The following is an 18,320-nucleotide window of genomic DNA, read 5'->3' as shown; positions in this document are numbered from 1 at the left end:
ATCAGCGACATGGCAGCCGACGTTCCCGCCGGCTCGCAGATGCTGCTGGCGGCAGATACGCTGGTCTATGACAATGATAACCAGACCGTAACGGCCGTCGGCGGCGTGCAGATCGATTATGGCGGCAACCGCCTCGTCGCCCAGCGGGTGGAATACAATCGCAACACCAAGCGGCTCCTCGCCAGCGGCAATGTCGAGGTCATCAACAGCGACGGCACCAAGATCTATTCGCAGCATGTCGACATCACCGATGATTTCGCCGACGGCTTCGTCAACGCGCTGCGTGTCGAAACCGTCGACAAGGCCTATTTCGCCGCCGAAAGCGCGGAACGCATGGGCGGCGTGCTGACGACGTTCCACAACGGCGTCTACACGGCCTGCGAGCCGTGCGAAGACAAACCGGACAAAGCGCCGACCTGGCGCATCAAGGCCAGAAAGATCATCTGGAACGGCGAGAAGAAGACGGTTCGCTTCGAGAATTCGAATTTCGAGTTCTTCGGCTTTCCGCTCGCCTATCTGCCGGCTTTCGAGATTGCCGACCCGACCGTCAAGCGCAAGAGCGGCTTCCTGATCCCCGGCATCGCTTACAAGAGCGACCTCGGCCTCGGCGTCAAAGTCCCGTATTATTTCGCGCTCTCACCAACCTACGACCTTACCGTCACCGGCAGCGGCTATACCAAGCAGGGCTTTCTCGGCGAAGCCGAGTGGCGCCAGCGCTTCAACAGCGGCCAGTACAGCCTGAAGATCGCCGGCATCCGGCAAGTGGATCCCGACGAGTTCGTCGACGACGACGGGCACACTGTCGATTCGGGTGCGCCCGGCGACCCGAACAAATTTCGCGGCATGATGGGCACCAAGGGCCAGTTCGCCATCAATCCGCGCTGGGACTTCGGCTGGGACGTCCTGCTGCAGACCGACAAGAACTTCTCACGCACCTACGCCATCGAAGACTTCAACGACAGCGTGCATCGCTCCTCGATCTACCTGACCGGCCTCAACGGCCGCAACTATTTCGACGTGCGCGCCATGCGCTTTGAGGTCCAGGAGGAGACACTCCCTGACGATCCGACCGCGCGCGCCGGCAAGCAGCCCTGGGTGCTGCCCTCGCTCGACTACGCCTACATCCCCGACATGGCGGTGGGCGGCGGGCAGCTGTCACTCAATGTCAACGCGCAGGCCATCAGCCGCGACAGGCTGGACAGGGTCCTTGCCGATCCGAACAACGCTGCGTCCGTCATCAGTGTACGCGGCATCGAGGGCCAGTCGGGCCGTCTCACCGCCGAAGCGGAATGGAAGCGCACCTTCACCACCGATGGCGGGCTGCTGCTGACGCCGCTGCTGGCGTTGCGCGGCGACGCCGGTTATGTCAACGCCACTTCGGGATCGCTCAATGCCATCAATCAGATGGCGTCCAACCTGGGCGTCGACGACGACATGCGATCGTCGCTGGCCCGCTTCATGGCGACCGCCGGGCTGGAAATGCGCTGGCCGGTGCTGTTCTCGTCGACCAGTTCCAGCCACATCTTCGAGCCGATGGCGCAGGTGTTCGTGCGTCCGAACGAGCAATATGTCGGCGGCCTCGCTGTCCCCAACGAGGACGCGCAGAGCTTCGTCTTTGACGCCACGACATTGTTCGAGCGCGACAAGTTCTCCGGTTACGACCGCTTGGAAGGCGGCACGCGCGCCAATGTCGGGCTGCGCTATTCCGGCGCCTATGACAATGGCTGGAGCACCAACGCGCTGTTCGGCCAATCCTACCAGCTTGACGGCCAGAACTCCTTCGATGCGCCGGACCTGGTCAATGTCGGCGCCGATTCAGGCCTTGAGACCGAGACCTCCGATTATGTCGGCCTGGTCGGCTTCAACAGCCCCAGCGGGCTTTCCGGCTCGGTCAGCGGCCGTTTCGACGAGCAGAGCTTCGAGATTCGCCGCGCCGAGGTGAAGGCGGCCTATTCCGGCCTGCCGATTTCTTTCAGCGCCAAATACGCCTTCATCCAGGCGCAGCCGCTCTATGGCTTCACGACCGATCGTCACGAGGTCACGCTCGGCGCCTCGGCGCAACTTGCCGAGAACTGGCGCGTCTTCGGTACCGGCACCTATGATCTCGAGCAAAGCGTCCTGGTCAAGGACGGGGTTGGCTTTGCCTATAGCGATTCATGCTTCACCTACTTGATGACGTTCTCGGAAACCCGCGACCTGAGCACCAAGGAAGTGTCGCAGAACATCGGTTTCAACCTGTCGTTCCGCACGCTCGGCGATTTCGGCTCGACACAAAGCTCCTTCAACACTGTGCAGTAGCCGGCTGGCCAACAACGGACGGAACGGGCGGCCGGCCAAAGCACCGGCCCGAAAAATTCAGAGTGTTAGAACGTACTTCGTGCGTCAAAGTGGACGCACATCGCTTCTAACGACATCGTTTCGCCGCATAGGGCAGGCACGGGTTCCAGTTCCCTCAAAATGCGATAAATTGGGCGGAACCGAGATAGAATTGGGATGCTTTCGATGAGGAAATACCTCTTTTCGGCAGGGTTCGCGCTGCTGGTGGCGGCGACCTCGGCCTCGATCACCATGATGACGCCACCGGCTTTCGCCAGCCAGATCAAATACGTCGTCAACAACGTACCGATCACCACTGGCGACATCCAGCATCGGGCTGCCTTCCTGCGCCTGCAGCGCAAGAAGGGCAATGCCGCCGAGGAAATGATCGAGCAGACGCTGCGAGTCGCCGAAGCCAAGCGTCTCGGCATCCGCATCAGCGACGCCCAGGTCGACGCCGCCTATCAGCGCTTTGCCACCACCAACAAGATGCAGCTCAAGCAACTCGATGGCGTTATGGCGCAGTCCGGCGTCGGCAAGGAGCATTTCAAGGAGTTCATCCGCTCCCAGATGGCCTGGAACCAGGCGCTGACCGCGCGCCATCGCTCAGAGAGCGGCGGCGCGTTGAGCGAGCAGGACGTGGTTAGGCGCATGCTCGACAATGGCGGCACCAAGCCGACCGCCATGGAGTACATGCTGCAGCAGGTCATTTTCGTCGTGCCGGCGGGCGAGCGCAGCGCGACGCTGTCCAAGCGCAAGCGCGAGGCCGACGCCATGCGCGCCCGCTTCAACGGCTGCAACACCTCGCGCGAATTCGCCAAGGGCCTGATCGACGTCACCGTTCGCGATCTCGGCCGGATACTGGCGCCGCAATTGCCGCCGGACTGGGCCGACCAGATCAAGACCACCAAGGTCGGCGGCGCCACCCCCACGCGCGAAACAGACCGCGGCGTCGAATTCATCGGCATCTGCTCGTCGCGCGAAGTGTCCGACGACAAGGCCGCCCAGATGGTGTTCCAGAGCGAAGGCTCGAGTGGCAAGGACGCCGACGAGCTCTCCACGAAGTATGTCGAGGAGTTGCGGAAGAAAGCCCGCATCGTCGAGCGCTGAAGTCGCCAGAGGCAGCGCTGGCGCTGAGCGCCGGTGATCCATCCGGCGTTGGGCCGGAAATCGCGATTGCCGCCTGGCAGGCGCGCGACAGCGCCGGTGTGCCGCCCTTCTATCTTATAGCCGATCCGGCGCTGATTGCCGCACGGGCGCGCCTGCTCGGCGCCGATGTGCCAATCACGGAGACAGTGCCAGCCGAAGCGGAGCGCGTCTTTGAGCGCGCCCTGCCCGTCATGCCACTTGTCGCCCGCTTCGTCGACGACCCCGGCCGGCCGGACCCAGCCAACGCCGCCGGCATCATCGAGGCCATCGACCGCGCTGTTGACGACTGCCTTGGCGGTCGCGCAGCGGCGGTCGTTACGTGCCCGATCGCCAAGAAGCCGCTCTACGATGCCGGCTTCCGTTTTCCCGGTCACACTGAGTATCTGGCGCATCTGGCGACGCTCCACACCGGCGCACAAGCAATGCCGGTGATGATGCTTGCCGGTCCCGAGTTGCGCACGGTTCCGGTCACCATCCACATTGCGCTGCGCGAGGTGCCGAAAGCGCTGACGACGGATTTGATCGTCGCGACCGCCCGTATCACCGCCGCCGACCTCGAAGTTCGCTTCGGCATTGCCAAGCCGCGGCTTGCCGTTGCCGGCCTCAATCCGCATGCCGGTGAAGGCGGTGCGATGGGCGCCGAGGACGAGCGCATCATCCGCCCGGCGATCGAAAGGCTGAGGGCGGAGGGCATCGACGCTTTCGGGCCGCTGCCGGCCGACACGCTGTTCCACGCCCGCGCCCGAGCCGGCTACGATGTGGCGCTGTGCATGTATCATGATCAGGCGCTGATCCCGGCTAAGGCGCTGGCGTTCGACGAGGCGGTCAACGTTACGCTCGGCCTACCCTTCATCCGCACTTCACCGGATCACGGCACCGCTTTCGAAATCGCCGGCAAGGGCGTAGCCCGGATCGACAGCCTGATCGCGGCGCTCAGGCTCGCCCGCAGGCTTGCCGACATCAGGGCGAAGGCTGCCGCCGCATGAGGCTTTGCATGAGAGCGGTCGCATGAGCGCCGACGGGCTGCCGCCGTTACGCGCGGTGATCGAACGCCATGGGTTGCAGGCAAAAAAGGCGCTCGGCCAGAATTTCCTGCTCGACCTCAACCTTACCGGCAAGGTCGCGCGTACCGCCGGCGACCTGACGGACGCCACGGTAATCGAGGTCGGTCCGGGTCCAGGTGGCCTGACTCGGGCGCTGCTGTCCCACGGCGCGGCTCGGGTCATCGCCATCGAGCGCGACGAGCGCTGCCTGGCAGCGCTCGCGGAGGTGTCAGACCACTATCCGGGTCGTTTGGAAATCATTGCCGGCGACGCGCTGAAGACGGATTTTGCAGCGCTTGCCGAAGGCGCACATGGGGGCAATGGATCTGTGAGGATCGTCGCCAACCTGCCCTACAATATCGGCACCGAACTTTTGATACGCTGGCTGACCGTCGCCGAGTGGCCGCCCTTTTACGCATCGATGACGCTTATGTTCCAGCGCGAGGTGGCAGAGCGCATCGTCGCCCGCCCCGGCAGCGATGCCTATGGCCGGCTGGGCGTGCTGGCAGGCTGGCGGACGGAGGCAAAAATCGCTTTCGACGTGCCGCCGCAAGCCTTCACGCCGCCGCCCAAGGTGGTGTCGTCGGTGGTGCATCTGGTGCCGCGGGCAAATCCCCTGCCTGCCGAGGTCAAGAAGCTCGGCCGCGTTACCGAAGCGGCCTTCGGCCAGCGCCGCAAAATGCTGCGGCAGAGCGTCAAGAGCCTCGGCGGCGAAGCCCTGCTCACCCGCGCCGGCATCGATCCGACTCGCCGCGCCGAAACGCTTGACGTCGAGGAATTCGTGCGACTGACCAACGCAGTGTAATTGCGTAGGTCCCCTCTTCGCCTTGTGGGAGAAGGTGGATCGGCACGACAGCGCCGAGGCGGATGAAGGGTGTTGGACCGAGTGTTGTCGGTGCCAAGCTGATGCACCCAACCGAACGGAGCCTGTCCTCGGGCTTGCCGGAGGCAAGACCCGTGGGCTCGGCCACCTTCTCACACAAAAAGGAGAGAAGGAAAGGACGCCCCTAATCCGTCTTCTCGTCGAGCAGCCCCGAGACGAAATCGAACAGGCCGGGCCGGCGGTCACGTCTGAGCCGCTCGGCGATGACTATGCCGCGTACCTCGGCGAAGGCACGGTCGAGATCGTCGTTGACGATGACGAAATCATATTCCTTCCAGTGCTCGATCTCGTTGCGAGCGTTCTTCAGACGCGTCTCAATCGCCGATTCCTGGTCCTCGGCGCGGCGCTTCAGCCGCGCCTTCAACTCTTTCATCGAGGGCGGCAGGATGAAGATCGAGACGATGTCGGCGCGCATCTTCTCCTTGAGCTGTTGGGCGCCCTGCCAGTCGATGTCGAACAACATGTCGCGGCCCTGTGCCAGCGCCAGTTCGGCCGGCTCACGCGGCGTAGCATAGCAATTGCCATGCACTTCGGCCCATTCAAGCAGTTCGTCCGAATCGCGCAGCCGCTCGAACTCACGCATGGTGCGGAAATGATAGTGGACGCCCTCGATCTCGCTGCCGCGGCGCGGCCGCGTGGTGACGGAGACCGACAGTTCGAGACTGGAATCGCTCTCCAGAAGATTGCGCGCGATCGTCGACTTGCCGGCGCCGGACGGCGACGACAGCACGAGCATCAAACCCCGGCGGCGAATGCGGGAACCCAAATCCCTGGCAACCATAGGCTCCTTGGCGACCATCAGGGTTACTCCAGATTCTGGACCTGTTCGCGAAACTGGTCGACGACCGCCTTCAGCTCCAGCCCTATGGCGGTGATCGCAGCGGCGTTCGACTTCGAACACAGCGTATTCGATTCGCGGTTGAATTCCTGCGCCAGAAAATCGAGCTTGCGGCCGATGGCGCCGCCGCCTGCCAGCAGCACCCGGCCGGATGCCACATGTGTCTTCAGGCGGTCGATCTCCTCGCGGATGTCGGCCTTGGTGGCCAGGAACGCCGCTTCCATATGCAACCGGCTGGCGTCGAGATTGGCGGAGGCATCCATCAGCAGCCGCACCTGCTCGGTAATCCGTTCGCGGATCACCGCCGGCTCGCGCGACGGATCGGCCTCGGCGCGCAGCGTCAGCGCCTCGATAGCGTCGATATGACCGGACAGCAGCGAGCGCAGGGCGGCGCCCTCGCCCTGGCGTGCCTGCTCCAGCCCGCCCAGCGCCACTTCGAGCGCCGAGAGTATCGCGCTGTCGAGCGCCGCCCGCGCCTCTTCGGTTTCGGCGGTTTCGGGGATGTCGAGCACGCCGCGCAGGGAAAGCAGCCCGTCGGCTGTCGCAGGCGCTGCACCGAACTGCTCCTGCAGCCGCTTGGCCAGCCCCGCCAGATCTCTCAGGAAGGCCTCGTTGACCACGGGCTGCGCCTGCTGGCCGGCTGCGCGGCCGACGGTCAGTGTTGCCTGGAAATTGCCGCGCGCAAAGCGCTTTTGCACCGTCTGCCTGACGGCCGGCTCAAGCCGCTCGAGGCCTTGCGGCAGCCGCAGCCTGACCTCGACGCTCTTGCCGTTGACCGACTTGACCTCCCAGGCGATCGACGTGCCGTCATGTTCGGCGACGGCCCGTGCAAAACCGGTCATGCTCTGCAAATTCATGATGCCCTTGCTTCCCCCTGGCGCATGATCCCGGAAGCGGTTCCAGGCCAGATCGTGCGCGGCTTCAAAATGCCGGAGCGCCTCCTTCGCGTCGAATCGGACGCAGGGCGCTCCTGATCACAAAATCAGCACGTCCCTGCCGTCAGACGAATCGGAGGGACGACTTCACAACCGTCCGGCGCTACTGCGCCGCCGCTCCCGCGTCGCCATCGCCGTCGTCAACCGGCGCATCGGTCTGACCTTCCACCTTGGCGGCGTCGGCCTTGGCAGCACCGGCCTTGGCGGCTTCATCGGCCAGATCCTTCTGCAGCGCCCGGTAGCGGGCGACGTTCTCGTTGTGCTCGGCGAGCGTCGCGGCAAAGACGTGACCGCCGGTGCCGTCGGCAACGAAATACAGGTCGTCGGTCTTCGACGGGTTGGCAACGGCTTCCAGTGCCGCACGGCCAGGATTGGCGATCGGCGTCGGCGGCAAGCCGTTGATCAGATAAGTGTTGTAGGGCGTCGGCTTCTTGATGTCCGACTGATAGATCGGGCGGTCGGCGGGTTTGCCCTTGCCGCCGAACAGGCCGTAGATAATGGTCGGATCGGATTGCAACCGCATGCCCTTGGCTAACCGGTTGAGGAAGACGGCGGCGACCCGTGAGCGTTCGTCGCCCTTGCCCGTCTCTTTCTCGACGATCGAAGCCAGGGTGACGAAGTCGTCGACACTGGCCAGAGGCAGATCGGGGGCGCGCCGCTGCCAGACTTCCTCGACGAGCTTCTTCTGGTCCGCCAAAAGCTTCTCGACCATCTGCTGGCGCGTCGCGCCGCGGGTGAAACGCAGCGTGTCGGTAGCAAGGCTGCCCTCAGGTGGAATGGTCCCCGGCATATCGCCGTCGAGCGCTGCCTGATCGGCGATGCGCTGCAGCGCCTGCTCGACCGTCAGCCCCTCGGGGACGGTCAGCGAATACATCACCGACTTGCCGCTCTTCAGCAACTCCATGATGTCGCGCATCGAGGCCTGCGGCTTGATCTCGTATTCGCCGGCCTTCAGCGCGGAATCATTGCCAAAAGCGCGCACGCCAAGGCGGAAGATGCGCGCGTCGCTGATCAGTCCGCGCCGCTCGAGCTGCTCTGCAATCTCCTGGACGCCGGTGTTCGGCTTGACCAGGAAGGTGTCGGCATTGGCCGACGGGCCGGGCTCGTTGAATTCCTGCTTGCCGAAATACAATGCAAAGCCAGCCGCCAGAACCATCAGCATCACCAAGGAGATGACGAAGTTCATGAACACGACGAACTGGCTGCGCGAGGCGCGTGAGCGCTTGGGCGGCGGCGTGCCGGCCTCTGGCCGCAATGCCTCGCTGGCCGTTTTCGGCACGATCGGGCCGGACGGTGCGGACCGTTGCCCGAATTGCCCCTTGTCCGCCGAATTTGTGCTCATGGCGCCCTACCGTTTGACCTTGCAACGAATCCCCTTGGGCACAGTAGGGGCGAATATGGCAAAATTGACGACACGCATAGACCGTGGCGGTCGGCGGACCGGTCAGCCATTGTAGCGCTGGAAGACCAGCGAGGCATTGGTGCCGCCGAAGCCGAAGGAATTGGACAGCGCCACATCGATTTGGCGGGCGCGCGGCCTGTGCGGCACCAGGTCGATCGCCGTTTCGCGCTCCGGGTTGTCGAGATTGATGGTGGCCGGCGCGATGTTGTCGCGAATGGCGAGGATCGAAAAAATCGCCTCGGCGGCGCCCGCCGCACCCAGAAGGTGGCCTATCGACGACTTGGTCGACGACATCGATATTTTCGACGCGGCGTTGCCGACCAGCCGCTCGACGGCGCCGAGCTCGATCGTGTCGGCCATGGTCGAGGTGCCGTGCGCATTGATGTAGTCGACGTCTGCGGGCGCCAGCTTGGCCCGGTTCAGCGCCGCAACCATGCAACGGAAGGCGCCGTCGCCATCTTCGGCCGGCGCGGTGATGTGATAGGCATCGCCGGTCAAGCCGTAACCGGTGACCTCGGCATAGATCTTGGCGCCGCGCGCCTTGGCGTGTTCCAGTTCCTCCAGAATGACGACGCCGGCGCCCTCGCCCATGACGAAGCCGTCGCGGTCGCGGTCATAGGGACGCGAGGCCGTTTCCGGAGCGTCGTTGCGGTCGGTCGACAGCGCCCGGCAGGCGGCGAAGCCGGCGATCGACAACCGCGTCACCGGCGCTTCCGTGCCGCCTGCGACCATCACGTCGGCATCGCCCCACATGATCAGCCGCGCGGCATCGCCGATGGCATGCGCGCCGGTGGAGCAAGCGGTGACGACGGCGTGGTTGGGGCCTTTCAGCCCATGCCGGATCGAAACCTGGCCGGATACGAGATTGATGATCTGCCCCGGGATGAAGAACGGGCTGATGCGGCGCGGACCGCGCTCCTTCAGGATCATCGCGTTCTCGGCGATGCCTTCGATGCCGCCGATGCCGGAGCCGATCAGCACGCCGGTGGCGCACTGCTCCTCATGCGTCTTCGGCGCCCAGCCCGAATCCTTCAGCGCCTCGTCGGCGGCCGCGATCCCGTAGAGGATGAAATCGCCGATCTTGCGCAGTTCCTTGGGCTCGAGAACGGTCTCGGGATTGAAGGTGGCATTCTCACCATTGCCGCGCGGGATGACGTGGGCGACCTTGCAGGCAAGATCCTCCACCTCGAACTCGGTGACGCGCTTGGCTGCGCTGCGGCCGGTCAGAAGTTCCTTCCAGCCATGCTCGAAGCCTACGCCAAACGGCGAAAGCAGCCCAAGGCCCGTGACGACGACACGCCTCATCGCAGGTCCTCCTCGGTGATGACTGCAAAAAGCGTCAGGCCGAAGCCTTGTCGATGTACTTCACCGCATCGCCGACAGTCAGGATGGTTTCGGCCGCATCGTCCGGGATCTCGACGCCGAATTCTTCTTCGAACGCCATGACGAGTTCGACCGTGTCGAGACTGTCCGCGCCCAGATCATCGATGAAGCTCGCCTGCTCCGTCACCTTGTCGGCATCGACGCCAAGGTGCTCGATAACGATCTTCTTGACGCGCTCTGCGGTGTCACTCATTTGGGCATCCTCGTCTTTTGTTTGTCTGTCTTCGTTAGCGGGCAGAATGCCGCTAATCAAGCTGAAAGATGGTCCTGTCGGAAACGCAACGGCACCGGACCGGTTTTTGCCCGAACCGCCGGGTTGCGGGCCGCATTACACGAAAATCGGCCGGGGTCCAAGGTGAAAAGGGGTGTTTTCCCGCAACTGTCAAATCATCGCCATGCCGCCATTCACGTGAATGGTCTGGCCGGTGACATAGGCGGCTTCGTTGGAAGCGAGGTAGGCGACGGCGGAGGCGACTTCGGCGCTGGTGCCCATGCGCCGTGTCGGAATCGCCGCCATGATCGCCTCTTTCTGCTTGTCGTTGAGCTTGTCGGTCATCGCCGATTCGATGAAGCCCGGGGCGACGCAGTTGACGGTGATGTTGCGCGTGGCGATCTCCTGCGCCAGCGACTTGGAAAAGCCGATCATGCCGGCCTTGGAGGCGCAGTAGTTGGTTTGGCCGGGATTGCCGGTGACGCCAACCACAGAGGTGATGTTGATGATGCGGCCATGCCGGCGCCGCATCATCGGATGGGTCAGTTCGCGGGTCAGCCGGAACACGGCGGTCAGATTGACCTCGAGCACCGTATCCCAGTCGGCGTCCGCCATGCGCACGAACAGCCCGTCCTTGGTGATGCCGGCATTGTTGACGAGAATGTCGACGCCTTCGAGATCGGCCTCGACCTTCTGGCCGAGCGCCTTGACCTCGTCGCGATTGGCAAGGTTCGCGGGGAACAGTTTGACCCGATCGCCGAGTTCGGCCGCCAGCGTTTCCAGCTTCTCGACGCGGGTGCCGTGCAGGCCGACGACGGCGCCCTGCGCATGCAGCACCCTGGCGATCGCCTCGCCGATGCCTCCCGATGCGCCTGTGACGAGCGCCTTGCGGCCGGTCAATTCGAACATGTCTTTGATCCTCTTCCAAATTCGGACAGGCCGGCGAACGTGGCTACCTGTAGCCATCGTTGCGGTGGCCTATTGTTACCACCAGAATGACGAGCCGCTTGTCCTGCACATCGCAGATAATTCGCTAATCCCCAATCCGGTACCTCCAAAAGTCGCTAAAGGTCCCTTCAGCGGCTTGCCGGCTTCACGCGGATCGTCGAGGGCGGCGATACGGTTCTCGATGAAGTCGCGGAGCCGGTGACGTATCTGCGGATCCAGTATTTCAACAAATTTGCGCGCCGAGCGGGCATATTCAAGCGTCCAGGCCGCGCCAGAAGTCCTCGGCTGTCATGACGTCCTCCTCGCCGCTTCTGATCCGCTCCAGCACCTCGGCCGCGAAGTAATAGTCTTCAACGTCCTCAAGACCGCGCTCGATGAGTTCGCGCAGATAATAAGCTTTACTGCGGCCAGTCTTGGCCGCGAGAAAATCCAGACGCTCTTCGATTTCGGGGGCAAGTCGGATTCACGTCGGCATTCCGATCTCCGGTGAATACATGTAATCACATATCCGACGAGGCTAAGAATTCAAGCGCCCGCATCAGCCGGACGCGCATGGTTCAATCGAGCGCCACCAGCGCCGCCTCGACATCGGCCGGCGTGCCGACGGCGCCGGTGGCAATGTCGCGGTTGATGCGCCGCGCCAATCCCGACAGCACCTTGCCGGCACCCACCTCGTACAGCGTCGCAATGCCGTTGGCGCCAAACCACTCCACCGTTTCGCGCCAGCGCACGCGCCCTGTCACCTGTTCGACCAGGCGGTGGGCGATTGCGTCCGGATCGCCGGACGGCGTGACCGACACGTTGGAGACCACTGGTACGAACGGCGCGTTCTTCGTCACGCCGGCCAGCGCCTCGCGCATGACCTCGGCCGCCGGTGCCATCAGGGCCGAATGGAAGGGCGCCGAGACCTGCAGCATCAGCGCCCGCTTGGCGCCCTTATCCGTGCACAGCTTCGCCGCCAGCTCGACGGCCGCCCTGGCGCCGGAGATCACCAGCTGGCCACCGCCATTGTCGTTGGCGATCTGGCAAATCGACTCTTTGGCCGCTTCAGCGCAGGCGGCTTCGACATCGGCCTGTTCCAGCCCGATGATCGCCGCCATGGCGCCCTCGCCGGCCGGCACTGCCGCCTGCATCGCATTGCCGCGGATACGCAAGAGCCGGGCGGCATCGGCGACCGAAACGAAACCGGCGGCGGCAAGTGCCGAATATTCGCCGAGCGAATGGCCGGCGAGATAGGCGACCTTGTGCTTCAGCGAGAGGCCGCGCGATTCCAACGCCCGGATCGCTGCGAGCGACACAGCCATCAGCGCCGGCTGGGCATTGGCGGTCAGCGTCAGCCTCTCTTCCGGCCCTTCCCAGATCAGCTTCGACAGGTTTTCGCCAAGCGCTTCGTCGACCTCTTCGAAGATCTTACGCGATTCCGGAAAGGCGTCGGCGAGGTCCTTGCCCATGCCGACAGCCTGGCTGCCCTGTCCCGGAAAGGTGAATGCGACGGCCATGCGTGGCTCCCAAGCGGCTGATTTTTCCTGCCTGTGACGCAAGGCAGGCGGGCAAGTCAAGTCCGCTAGCAGCCCACCCGGGCCGCTCCGGCTCAGTATCGCTGGCCGAGTACCTGTTCCAAAAGGCTTTTTTTCGATCACTCATGATGAAAATCGCTCACGATTCGTTTGCTGGCTCTTCTTATTTCAGCCACAGGCGCTAGCTTTTCGTGACATATCGATGACAGCTCAATGACACTTTTGTGTATGGTCGGGGGAATTGTAAGGTGGTGGCAAGGACTAAGAAAGGCGTTGGCAAATCCGCGCCACAGTTTCTAGAAGGCGATCCGGCCACCGGCTATCTGCCGGGCCGGAAATGGCCTGTTATCCGCTATGGCCTCGTCAGCCTTCTCGCCGCCACCATCCTGGTTTTTGCGATCGAACTGATCGTGCGCGGCGACTTTGCCGGCACCGTCGGCTTCTTCCTGCAGCCCTTCAAGCCGGGCTGGACCACCATCATCATCTTCGCGCTGATCCTGATCGGCCTCGATGCCGTGCTCGGCCGCAGCCACCAGAGCCTGATGATCGTCGCGCCGCTGACACTGGCGCTGGCCTTTGTCGGCCACCAGAAATCGCTCTATCTCGGCGATCCGCTCTATCCGACCGATTTCCTCTATTCACGTCAGATCGTGGCGCTGATGCCGCTGCTGGTGCGCGAACGTCCGGGAACCGCCATCGCTCTGGCGGTCGGCATCGTTGGCAGCCTCTCGCTGCTCGTTTATGGCTGGCGGCTGTGGCGCCGCCGGGTACCGGCGCTCGGTCGCAAGGGGCGCCTGGCCCGGCTGACCTTGACCGTGCCGCTGCTCGCCTTCTTCGTGTCGATCATGGACTACGCGACCTTCTCGTGGACCCGCGACCGGCTGCAAATCATCCCGATCATGTGGGACCAGAAGGAAAATTACGCCTCCAACGGCTTCGCACTGGCCTTCGCCCTCAACGTGCCGATGGCCCATGTCCCCGCGCCTGCCGGCTACTCCGAAAAGGCGGTCGCGGCGATCGAAAGGCCTGATGTGAAGGCATCGGTGCCGACCGAGAAGCCAGACATCATCATAGTCATGAGCGAATCCTTCTGGGATCCGACCGAACTGCCCGGCGTCACCATCACGCCCGATCCGATTCCCAACGTGCGGGCGCTGCGCTCCGGCCACGTGTTCTCGCCCGAATTCGGCGGCATGACCGCCAATGTCGAGTTCGAGGCGCTGACCGGCTTTTCCAACGCCTTCCTGCCGGCCGGCAGCATCCCCTACCAGCAATATGTCCGCGCCCCAGTGCCGTCGATGGCGACGTTCCTGAAGAGCCAGGGCTATGAGACGCGCGCCATCCATCCGGGCACGAGCTGGTTCTGGAACCGAACGCCGGTCTATGCGGATTTCGGCTTCGATGACTTCAAGTCCGAAGAAAACATGCCATATCTCGAAAAGCGCGGGCCGTTAACGTCGGACGCGGCGATGACCGACGAGATCATCCGCGAAGCCGACGCCACGGACGATCCGTTCTTCTACTTCGCCGTCAGCCTGCAAAACCACGGACCCTACGAACCGAATCGCTATTACAATCCGACCCACAAGGTGCAGGCTCCGACCAGCCAGTGGGCAAAGGATTCGCTGCTGAGCTTCACGGAAGGCGCATCCGACGCCGACAAGAGCCTCGAGCGCCTCATCGAATGGGCGAAGAACCGGCGGCGACCGACGGTCCTCGCCTTCTTCGGCGACCATCTGCCGCCGCTCGGTCCGGTCTATGTCGAGACCGGCTTCCTCAGGGATAACGTCGCGCCACGCAAGGAGCCGCCCGACCAGATGCTGCTGCATCACCGAACACCGCTGATCGTATGGTCCAACCGCACCGGCCCGGTCGCGGACATGGGTACTGTCAGTCCAGTCTTTCTGCCCTACCATGTCCTGACCACGGCCGGGATCAGTCACCCCTATTACACCGGCTTCCTCGGCCAGATGCGCGAGCGCTACAGCGTCGTCGACCGCAATTTATTATTGACGCCGACGGGCGAGGACACGCCCGACTGGGCGCGCAAGAAGCAAATCGACCCGGCCATTCGCGATTTCCGTCTGCTGCAATACGACATGATGTTCGGCAAGCGCCGTGCAGCGCCCGATTTCTTCCCGGAAACGGTGAACAAGCGGGTCCCGCATACAAGCTGAAGATGCCGCGGCATGTCGTCCTAAACGCGGTTTTTTTGGCTCGCCCTTGTCTTGCGGCCAAATTCCTGTATAGACGCCCGCAATCTGCCGGTCCTTGCTGGGGGCTGAACGGAGGGCCGGAGGTTTTTCGAAAACCCTTCGTGTGGAGCCAGAAGCGCTTCCGCCTCCCGTGTCTCCGCTCTCGACCGTCTCGTCATGCTCCTTTCTTCCCCGCCCCGCCAGGGATCGCCGGGTCAGAGAAGTTGCAGAGGCTTTTGCCGCCGGGACCGGGAGAGAAACGAAGAAAGGCAAAGAACAATATGGCTCTTTACGAACATGTGTTTCTTGCCCGGCAGGACCTCTCGCAGCAGCAGGTCGATGCGCTTGTCGAACAGTACAAGGGCGTCATCTCCGCGAATGGCGGGTCCGTCGGCCGGGTCGAGAACTGGGGACTGAAGTCCCTCACCTACCGGGTCAACAAGAACCGGAAGGCATACTACACGCTGATGGACATCACCTGCCCGCCGGCCGCGCTCAACGAGATGGAGCGCCAGATGGGCCTGTCCGAGGATGTGCTGCGTTTCCTCACCATCAAGGTCGATGCACATGAGGAAGGCCCGTCGGCGATGATGCAGAAGCGCGAAGAGCGCTCGGAACGCGGCGGCTTCGGCGACCGTGACCGTGGCCCACGCTCGTTCGGCGACCGCGACCGCGGCGACCGTGGCGATCGCCCGCCGCGCAGCTTCGGTGGCGATGGTACAGACCGTGGCCCGCGCCGTCCGCGCGAAGCAGTTGAAGGGGGTGCAGAATAATGGTCGACATCAACCAGATCCCGACCCGGCGCCCGTTTCATCGCCGCCGCAAGACCTGCCCGTTCTCCGGCGCCAACGCGCCCAAGATCGACTACAAGGACGTACGTCTTCTGCAGCGCTATATTTCCGAGCGCGGCAAGATCGTGCCGTCGCGCATCACTGCCGTCAGCCAGAAGAAGCAGCGCGAGCTCGCCAAGGCGATCAAGCGCGCCCGCTTCCTTGGCCTGCTGCCCTACGTGGTTCGCTAACACTGATTAGTTGACCATGATCTTATCCGATAACCGTTCTCCACTTTTCGGGATCATGGTCTAGCCAGCGGGCGGTTCGCCGCCCGCTTTTCCCACGGCGACGGGCGCCGCAGGGTTGCCATCAAATCCCGGGTTGAGGTGAAGACCTCTAACTGCCGCGACAGGCAGGACAGCGACATCGGCGGCGACGCCCTCAGCTTCCTGACCTGTTCCAGACAATTCGGCGTCGATGCCAGTGATTTGGCGCCCAAACGAAGGAACAAAACCATGGAAGTCATTCTTCTCGAACGCGTTTCCCGCCTCGGCCAGATGGGCGATACCGTCAAGGTCAAGGATGGATTCGCCCGCAACTTCCTGCTGCCGCAGGGCAAGGCCCTGCGCGCCAACGAAGCCAACAAGAAGAAATTCGAAGGCCAGCGCGCCCAGCTCGAAGCCCGCAACCTCGAGCGCAAGTCCGAGGCGATGCAGATTTCGGAAAAGCTGGACGGCAAGAGCTTCATCGCCGTGCGCTCGGCCGGCGAAACCGGCCAGCTCTACGGCTCGGTGTCGACCCGCGACATCGCCGAGTTGCTGACGGCGGAAGGCTTCTCGGTCAACCGCAACCAGATCCTGCTCAACCAGCCGATCAAGACCATCGGCCTGACCAATGTGGCGATCGCGCTGCATCCGGAAGTCGAGGTCACCATCACGCTCAACATCGCCCGCACCGCCGACGAAGCCGAGCGCCAGGCCAAGGGCGAGACGCTGACCACAGCCGAAGCCATCTATGGCGACGACATCAACGACAATGCGCGCCCGGACAACTTCTTCGATCCCAATGCCGAGTTCGAAGGCGGCGAAGACAACGGCTGATTGCACGTCACAAGGCGTCAGAGCGGCGCTTTAAAACGTTCGTCGGCTTCCAATCATTTCTGGACTAACGCCCGGGCCCCTCGCCCGGGCTTTTTTGTGCCAAAAGGAACTTTTCGACCCCCTATATATTGATGCAGACTACAGCGCCGCGCGTCCTTTGGACGCGCAAAGGACGCTGTTGGTTTGGGCATGATCCTTTCCGAAAATCGATTTCGATTTTTCGGGTCATGCGCCGAGACAGCGTGGCTGGCCGAGAGGGGACATTGGTCATGAATATTCTGCTGAAACGCATTCTCGACCGCCTGGTGCTCACCGGCAATCTCAAGGTCACCGGACCTAAGGGCTTGTCGGTGGATTTCGGCGACGGCAGCGGCGATTTGGTGCACATGCACATCAAGACCGCGCATGCCGAGCGCGCCATCAGCTTCGATCCGATGCTGGCGGTGCCGGAAGCCTATATGGACGGTGAACTCGACATACTCGAGGGCGGCGTGCTGGGGGTGATGCGCATCGCCTTCCAGAACATGGGTAGCGGGGGCATCGATGCCACCTGGTCGAAGGCGATCGAAGGCCTGCGTCACGCTTTCCGCCGCCTGCAGCAGATCAACACGGCGGCGCGCGCGCGCCGCAACGTGCAGCGCCACTATGATCTGTCGGGCGACCTCTACAGACTCTTCCTCGACGAGGACATGCAGTATTCCTGCGCCTATTTCGAGCAGCCGGACATGACACTCGATGAGGCGCAGGCCGCCAAGAAGCGCCATATTGCCGCCAAGCTCAGGCTGAAGGCGGGCCAGACGGTGCTCGACATCGGCTCCGGCTGGGGCGGGCTCGGTCTCTATCTCGCCAAGTCCTTCGACGTCGACGTGCAAGGTGTGACGTTGTCGACCGAGCAGCATGGCGTCGCCACCGACCGCGCCTATGCGCAAGGCCTGGAAAACCGCGCGCATTTCGAATTGAGGGATTATCGCGAGCTTAACGAGCGCTTCGACCGCGTCGTCTCGGTCGGCATGTTCGAGCATGTCGGCGTCAACCACTACCGCACCTTCTTCGACAAATCGGCGACACTCTTAAAGCCGGACGGCGTCATGCTGCTGCACACGATCGGCCGCTCCGGCGCGCCGTGGGCAACCAGCGCCTTCATCCGCAAATACATCTTCCCGGGCGGCTACATCCCCTCGCTCTCGGAAGTGATGCCGGCGATCGAAAAATCGGGCCTCATCGTCACCGACATCGAGGTCCTGCGGCTACACTATGCCGAGACGCTGAGGCATTGGAGCGCGCGATTCGCCGCCAACCGCGACAAGGCCAAGGCGATCTATGACGAACGGTTTTGCCGTATGTGGGAGTTCTATCTGGCAGCCTCGGAAGCCGCTTTCCGCTGGCAGGATCTGGTGGTCTTCCAAATCCAGATTGCCAAGAAGAACGACACGCTGCCGATGTCTCGCGACTATATGGCCAAATGCGAGAAGGCGTTGCAGCTGCGCGACATGGGGCATCGCCAAAAGGCCCCTGCCGCCAAGCCCGCGCGGCGCCGCAAGGTGGCGGATATGGAATAGACTGCCGACGATCGCCCCATTGCCGCTTGCCATTGCCGGCCTGGACGCGGAAAAGGTCTCGTCGCCGC

General features: G+C 63.2%; 17 protein-coding genes. 9 read left to right on the top strand and 8 right to left on the bottom strand.

Annotation, left to right across the window (positions count from 1 at the left end; genetic code table 11):
* Window positions 1–9: 9 nt before the first annotated feature.
* From NMG80_RS36490 to rsmA, 4 genes are all read left to right on the top strand, one after another.
* Window positions 10–2,298: an LPS-assembly protein LptD gene (locus NMG80_RS36490; protein ID WP_436798762.1), complete on the top strand. Its 2,289-nt coding sequence runs from the start codon at window positions 10–12 to the stop codon at window positions 2,296–2,298.
* Window positions 2,299–2,493: 195 nt separating this feature from the next.
* The gene (locus tag NMG80_RS36485; protein ID WP_254022621.1) at window positions 2,494–3,426 is read left to right on the top strand and encodes a SurA N-terminal domain-containing protein; all 933 of its coding nucleotides are present in this window, start codon (window positions 2,494–2,496) and stop codon (window positions 3,424–3,426) included.
* Window positions 3,423–4,451 (top strand): 4-hydroxythreonine-4-phosphate dehydrogenase PdxA, encoded by a 1,029-nt coding sequence (pdxA, locus tag NMG80_RS36480; RefSeq protein ID WP_254022639.1) that lies wholly within the window; start codon window positions 3,423–3,425, stop codon window positions 4,449–4,451. The genes NMG80_RS36485 and pdxA overlap by 4 nt, the downstream gene beginning before the upstream one ends.
* 22 nt (window positions 4,452–4,473) lie before the next feature.
* A complete protein-coding gene (gene rsmA, locus NMG80_RS36475) occupies window positions 4,474–5,313 on the top strand; it encodes a 16S rRNA (adenine(1518)-N(6)/adenine(1519)-N(6))-dimethyltransferase RsmA (RefSeq protein ID WP_254022620.1) in 840 nt (279 codons plus the stop codon).
* A gap of 202 nt (window positions 5,314–5,515) precedes the next feature.
* Here rsmA and gmk read toward each other — a convergent pair whose 3' ends face one another.
* The 8 genes from gmk to fabD form a co-directional block, all read right to left on the bottom strand.
* Complete coding sequence (gmk, locus tag NMG80_RS36470; protein WP_254022619.1) at window positions 5,516–6,190, bottom strand: guanylate kinase; 675 nt, start codon at window positions 6,188–6,190, stop codon at window positions 5,516–5,518.
* A 5-nt stretch (window positions 6,191–6,195) separates the two neighbouring features.
* Window positions 6,196–7,086, bottom strand: coding sequence for a YicC/YloC family endoribonuclease (locus NMG80_RS36465; protein WP_254022618.1), 891 nt, complete (start codon window positions 7,084–7,086; stop codon window positions 6,196–6,198).
* A gap of 181 nt (window positions 7,087–7,267) precedes the next feature.
* On the bottom strand, window positions 7,268–8,506 hold the full coding sequence (gene mltG, locus NMG80_RS36460) for an endolytic transglycosylase MltG (RefSeq protein WP_254022617.1): 1,239 nt from the start codon (window positions 8,504–8,506) through the stop codon (window positions 7,268–7,270).
* 102 nt (window positions 8,507–8,608) lie between these two features.
* On the bottom strand, window positions 8,609–9,871 hold the full coding sequence (fabF, locus tag NMG80_RS36455; protein WP_254022616.1) for a beta-ketoacyl-ACP synthase II: 1,263 nt from the start codon (window positions 9,869–9,871) through the stop codon (window positions 8,609–8,611).
* Window positions 9,872–9,905: 34 nt separating this feature from the next.
* The gene (locus NMG80_RS36450; protein WP_006203723.1) at window positions 9,906–10,142 is read right to left on the bottom strand and encodes an acyl carrier protein; all 237 of its coding nucleotides are present in this window, start codon (window positions 10,140–10,142) and stop codon (window positions 9,906–9,908) included.
* A 189-nt stretch (window positions 10,143–10,331) separates the two neighbouring features.
* The gene (gene fabG / locus NMG80_RS36445; RefSeq protein WP_254022615.1) at window positions 10,332–11,069 is read right to left on the bottom strand and encodes a 3-oxoacyl-[acyl-carrier-protein] reductase; all 738 of its coding nucleotides are present in this window, start codon (window positions 11,067–11,069) and stop codon (window positions 10,332–10,334) included.
* Window positions 11,070–11,361: 292 nt separating this feature from the next.
* On the bottom strand, window positions 11,362–11,541 hold the full coding sequence (gene relB, locus NMG80_RS36435; RefSeq protein ID WP_436798763.1) for a type II toxin-antitoxin system RelB family antitoxin: 180 nt from the start codon (window positions 11,539–11,541) through the stop codon (window positions 11,362–11,364).
* A gap of 124 nt (window positions 11,542–11,665) precedes the next feature.
* On the bottom strand, window positions 11,666–12,607 hold the full coding sequence (gene fabD, locus NMG80_RS36430; protein WP_254022614.1) for an ACP S-malonyltransferase: 942 nt from the start codon (window positions 12,605–12,607) through the stop codon (window positions 11,666–11,668).
* A gap of 269 nt (window positions 12,608–12,876) precedes the next feature.
* Here fabD and NMG80_RS36425 point away from each other — a divergent pair, with 269 nt between their 5' ends.
* From NMG80_RS36425 to NMG80_RS36405, 5 genes are all read left to right on the top strand, one after another.
* Window positions 12,877–14,802: an LTA synthase family protein gene (locus NMG80_RS36425; RefSeq protein ID WP_254022637.1), complete on the top strand. Its 1,926-nt coding sequence runs from the start codon at window positions 12,877–12,879 to the stop codon at window positions 14,800–14,802.
* A gap of 299 nt (window positions 14,803–15,101) precedes the next feature.
* Window positions 15,102–15,593, top strand: a complete 492-nt coding sequence (gene rpsF, locus NMG80_RS36420) for a 30S ribosomal protein S6 (RefSeq protein ID WP_254022613.1) — start codon at window positions 15,102–15,104, stop codon at window positions 15,591–15,593.
* Entirely contained in the window at window positions 15,593–15,841 is a 249-nt protein-coding gene (rpsR, locus tag NMG80_RS36415; protein WP_006203718.1) for a 30S ribosomal protein S18, read from the top strand. The genes rpsF and rpsR overlap by 1 nt, the downstream gene beginning before the upstream one ends.
* A gap of 267 nt (window positions 15,842–16,108) precedes the next feature.
* Window positions 16,109–16,693 carry a 50S ribosomal protein L9 gene (rplI, locus tag NMG80_RS36410; protein WP_027152677.1) on the top strand — a complete coding sequence of 195 codons (585 nt, stop codon included), beginning with the start codon at window positions 16,109–16,111 and terminating at the stop codon, window positions 16,691–16,693.
* Window positions 16,694–16,962: 269 nt separating this feature from the next.
* Window positions 16,963–18,252 carry a cyclopropane fatty acid synthase gene (locus tag NMG80_RS36405; RefSeq protein ID WP_254022612.1) on the top strand — a complete coding sequence of 430 codons (1,290 nt, stop codon included), beginning with the start codon at window positions 16,963–16,965 and terminating at the stop codon, window positions 18,250–18,252.
* The last annotated feature ends 68 nt before the right edge of the window (window positions 18,253–18,320 follow it).

Origin of the sequence: Mesorhizobium escarrei, from assembly GCF_935825525.1 — a bacterium.
Classification (GTDB): Bacteria; Pseudomonadota; Alphaproteobacteria; order Rhizobiales; family Rhizobiaceae; genus Mesorhizobium; species Mesorhizobium escarrei.
Note: the sequence above shows the minus strand (reverse complement) of the source record. Positions and strands in the feature narration are given on the sequence as shown.

Coding starts and splice junctions, on each gene's coding strand:
- NMG80_RS36490 (WP_436798762.1), top strand. CDS start 10: ATGGCAGCCGACGTTCCCGCCGGCTCGCAGATGCTGCTGGCGGCAGAT.
- NMG80_RS36485 (WP_254022621.1), top strand. CDS start 2,494: ATGCTTTCGATGAGGAAATACCTCTTTTCGGCAGGGTTCGCGCTGCTG.
- rsmA (WP_254022620.1), top strand. CDS start 4,474: ATGAGCGCCGACGGGCTGCCGCCGTTACGCGCGGTGATCGAACGCCAT.
- gmk (WP_254022619.1), bottom strand. CDS start 6,190: ATGGTCGCCAAGGAGCCTATGGTTGCCAGGGATTTGGGTTCCCGCATT.
- NMG80_RS36465 (WP_254022618.1), bottom strand. CDS start 7,086: ATGAATTTGCAGAGCATGACCGGTTTTGCACGGGCCGTCGCCGAACAT.
- mltG (WP_254022617.1), bottom strand. CDS start 8,506: ATGAGCACAAATTCGGCGGACAAGGGGCAATTCGGGCAACGGTCCGCA.
- fabF (WP_254022616.1), bottom strand. CDS start 9,871: ATGAGGCGTGTCGTCGTCACGGGCCTTGGGCTGCTTTCGCCGTTTGGC.
- NMG80_RS36450 (WP_006203723.1), bottom strand. CDS start 10,142: ATGAGTGACACCGCAGAGCGCGTCAAGAAGATCGTTATCGAGCACCTT.
- fabG (WP_254022615.1), bottom strand. CDS start 11,069: ATGTTCGAATTGACCGGCCGCAAGGCGCTCGTCACAGGCGCATCGGGA.
- fabD (WP_254022614.1), bottom strand. CDS start 12,607: ATGGCCGTCGCATTCACCTTTCCGGGACAGGGCAGCCAGGCTGTCGGC.
- rpsF (WP_254022613.1), top strand. CDS start 15,102: ATGGCTCTTTACGAACATGTGTTTCTTGCCCGGCAGGACCTCTCGCAG.
- rpsR (WP_006203718.1), top strand. CDS start 15,593: ATGGTCGACATCAACCAGATCCCGACCCGGCGCCCGTTTCATCGCCGC.
- rplI (WP_027152677.1), top strand. CDS start 16,109: ATGGAAGTCATTCTTCTCGAACGCGTTTCCCGCCTCGGCCAGATGGGC.
- NMG80_RS36405 (WP_254022612.1), top strand. CDS start 16,963: ATGAATATTCTGCTGAAACGCATTCTCGACCGCCTGGTGCTCACCGGC.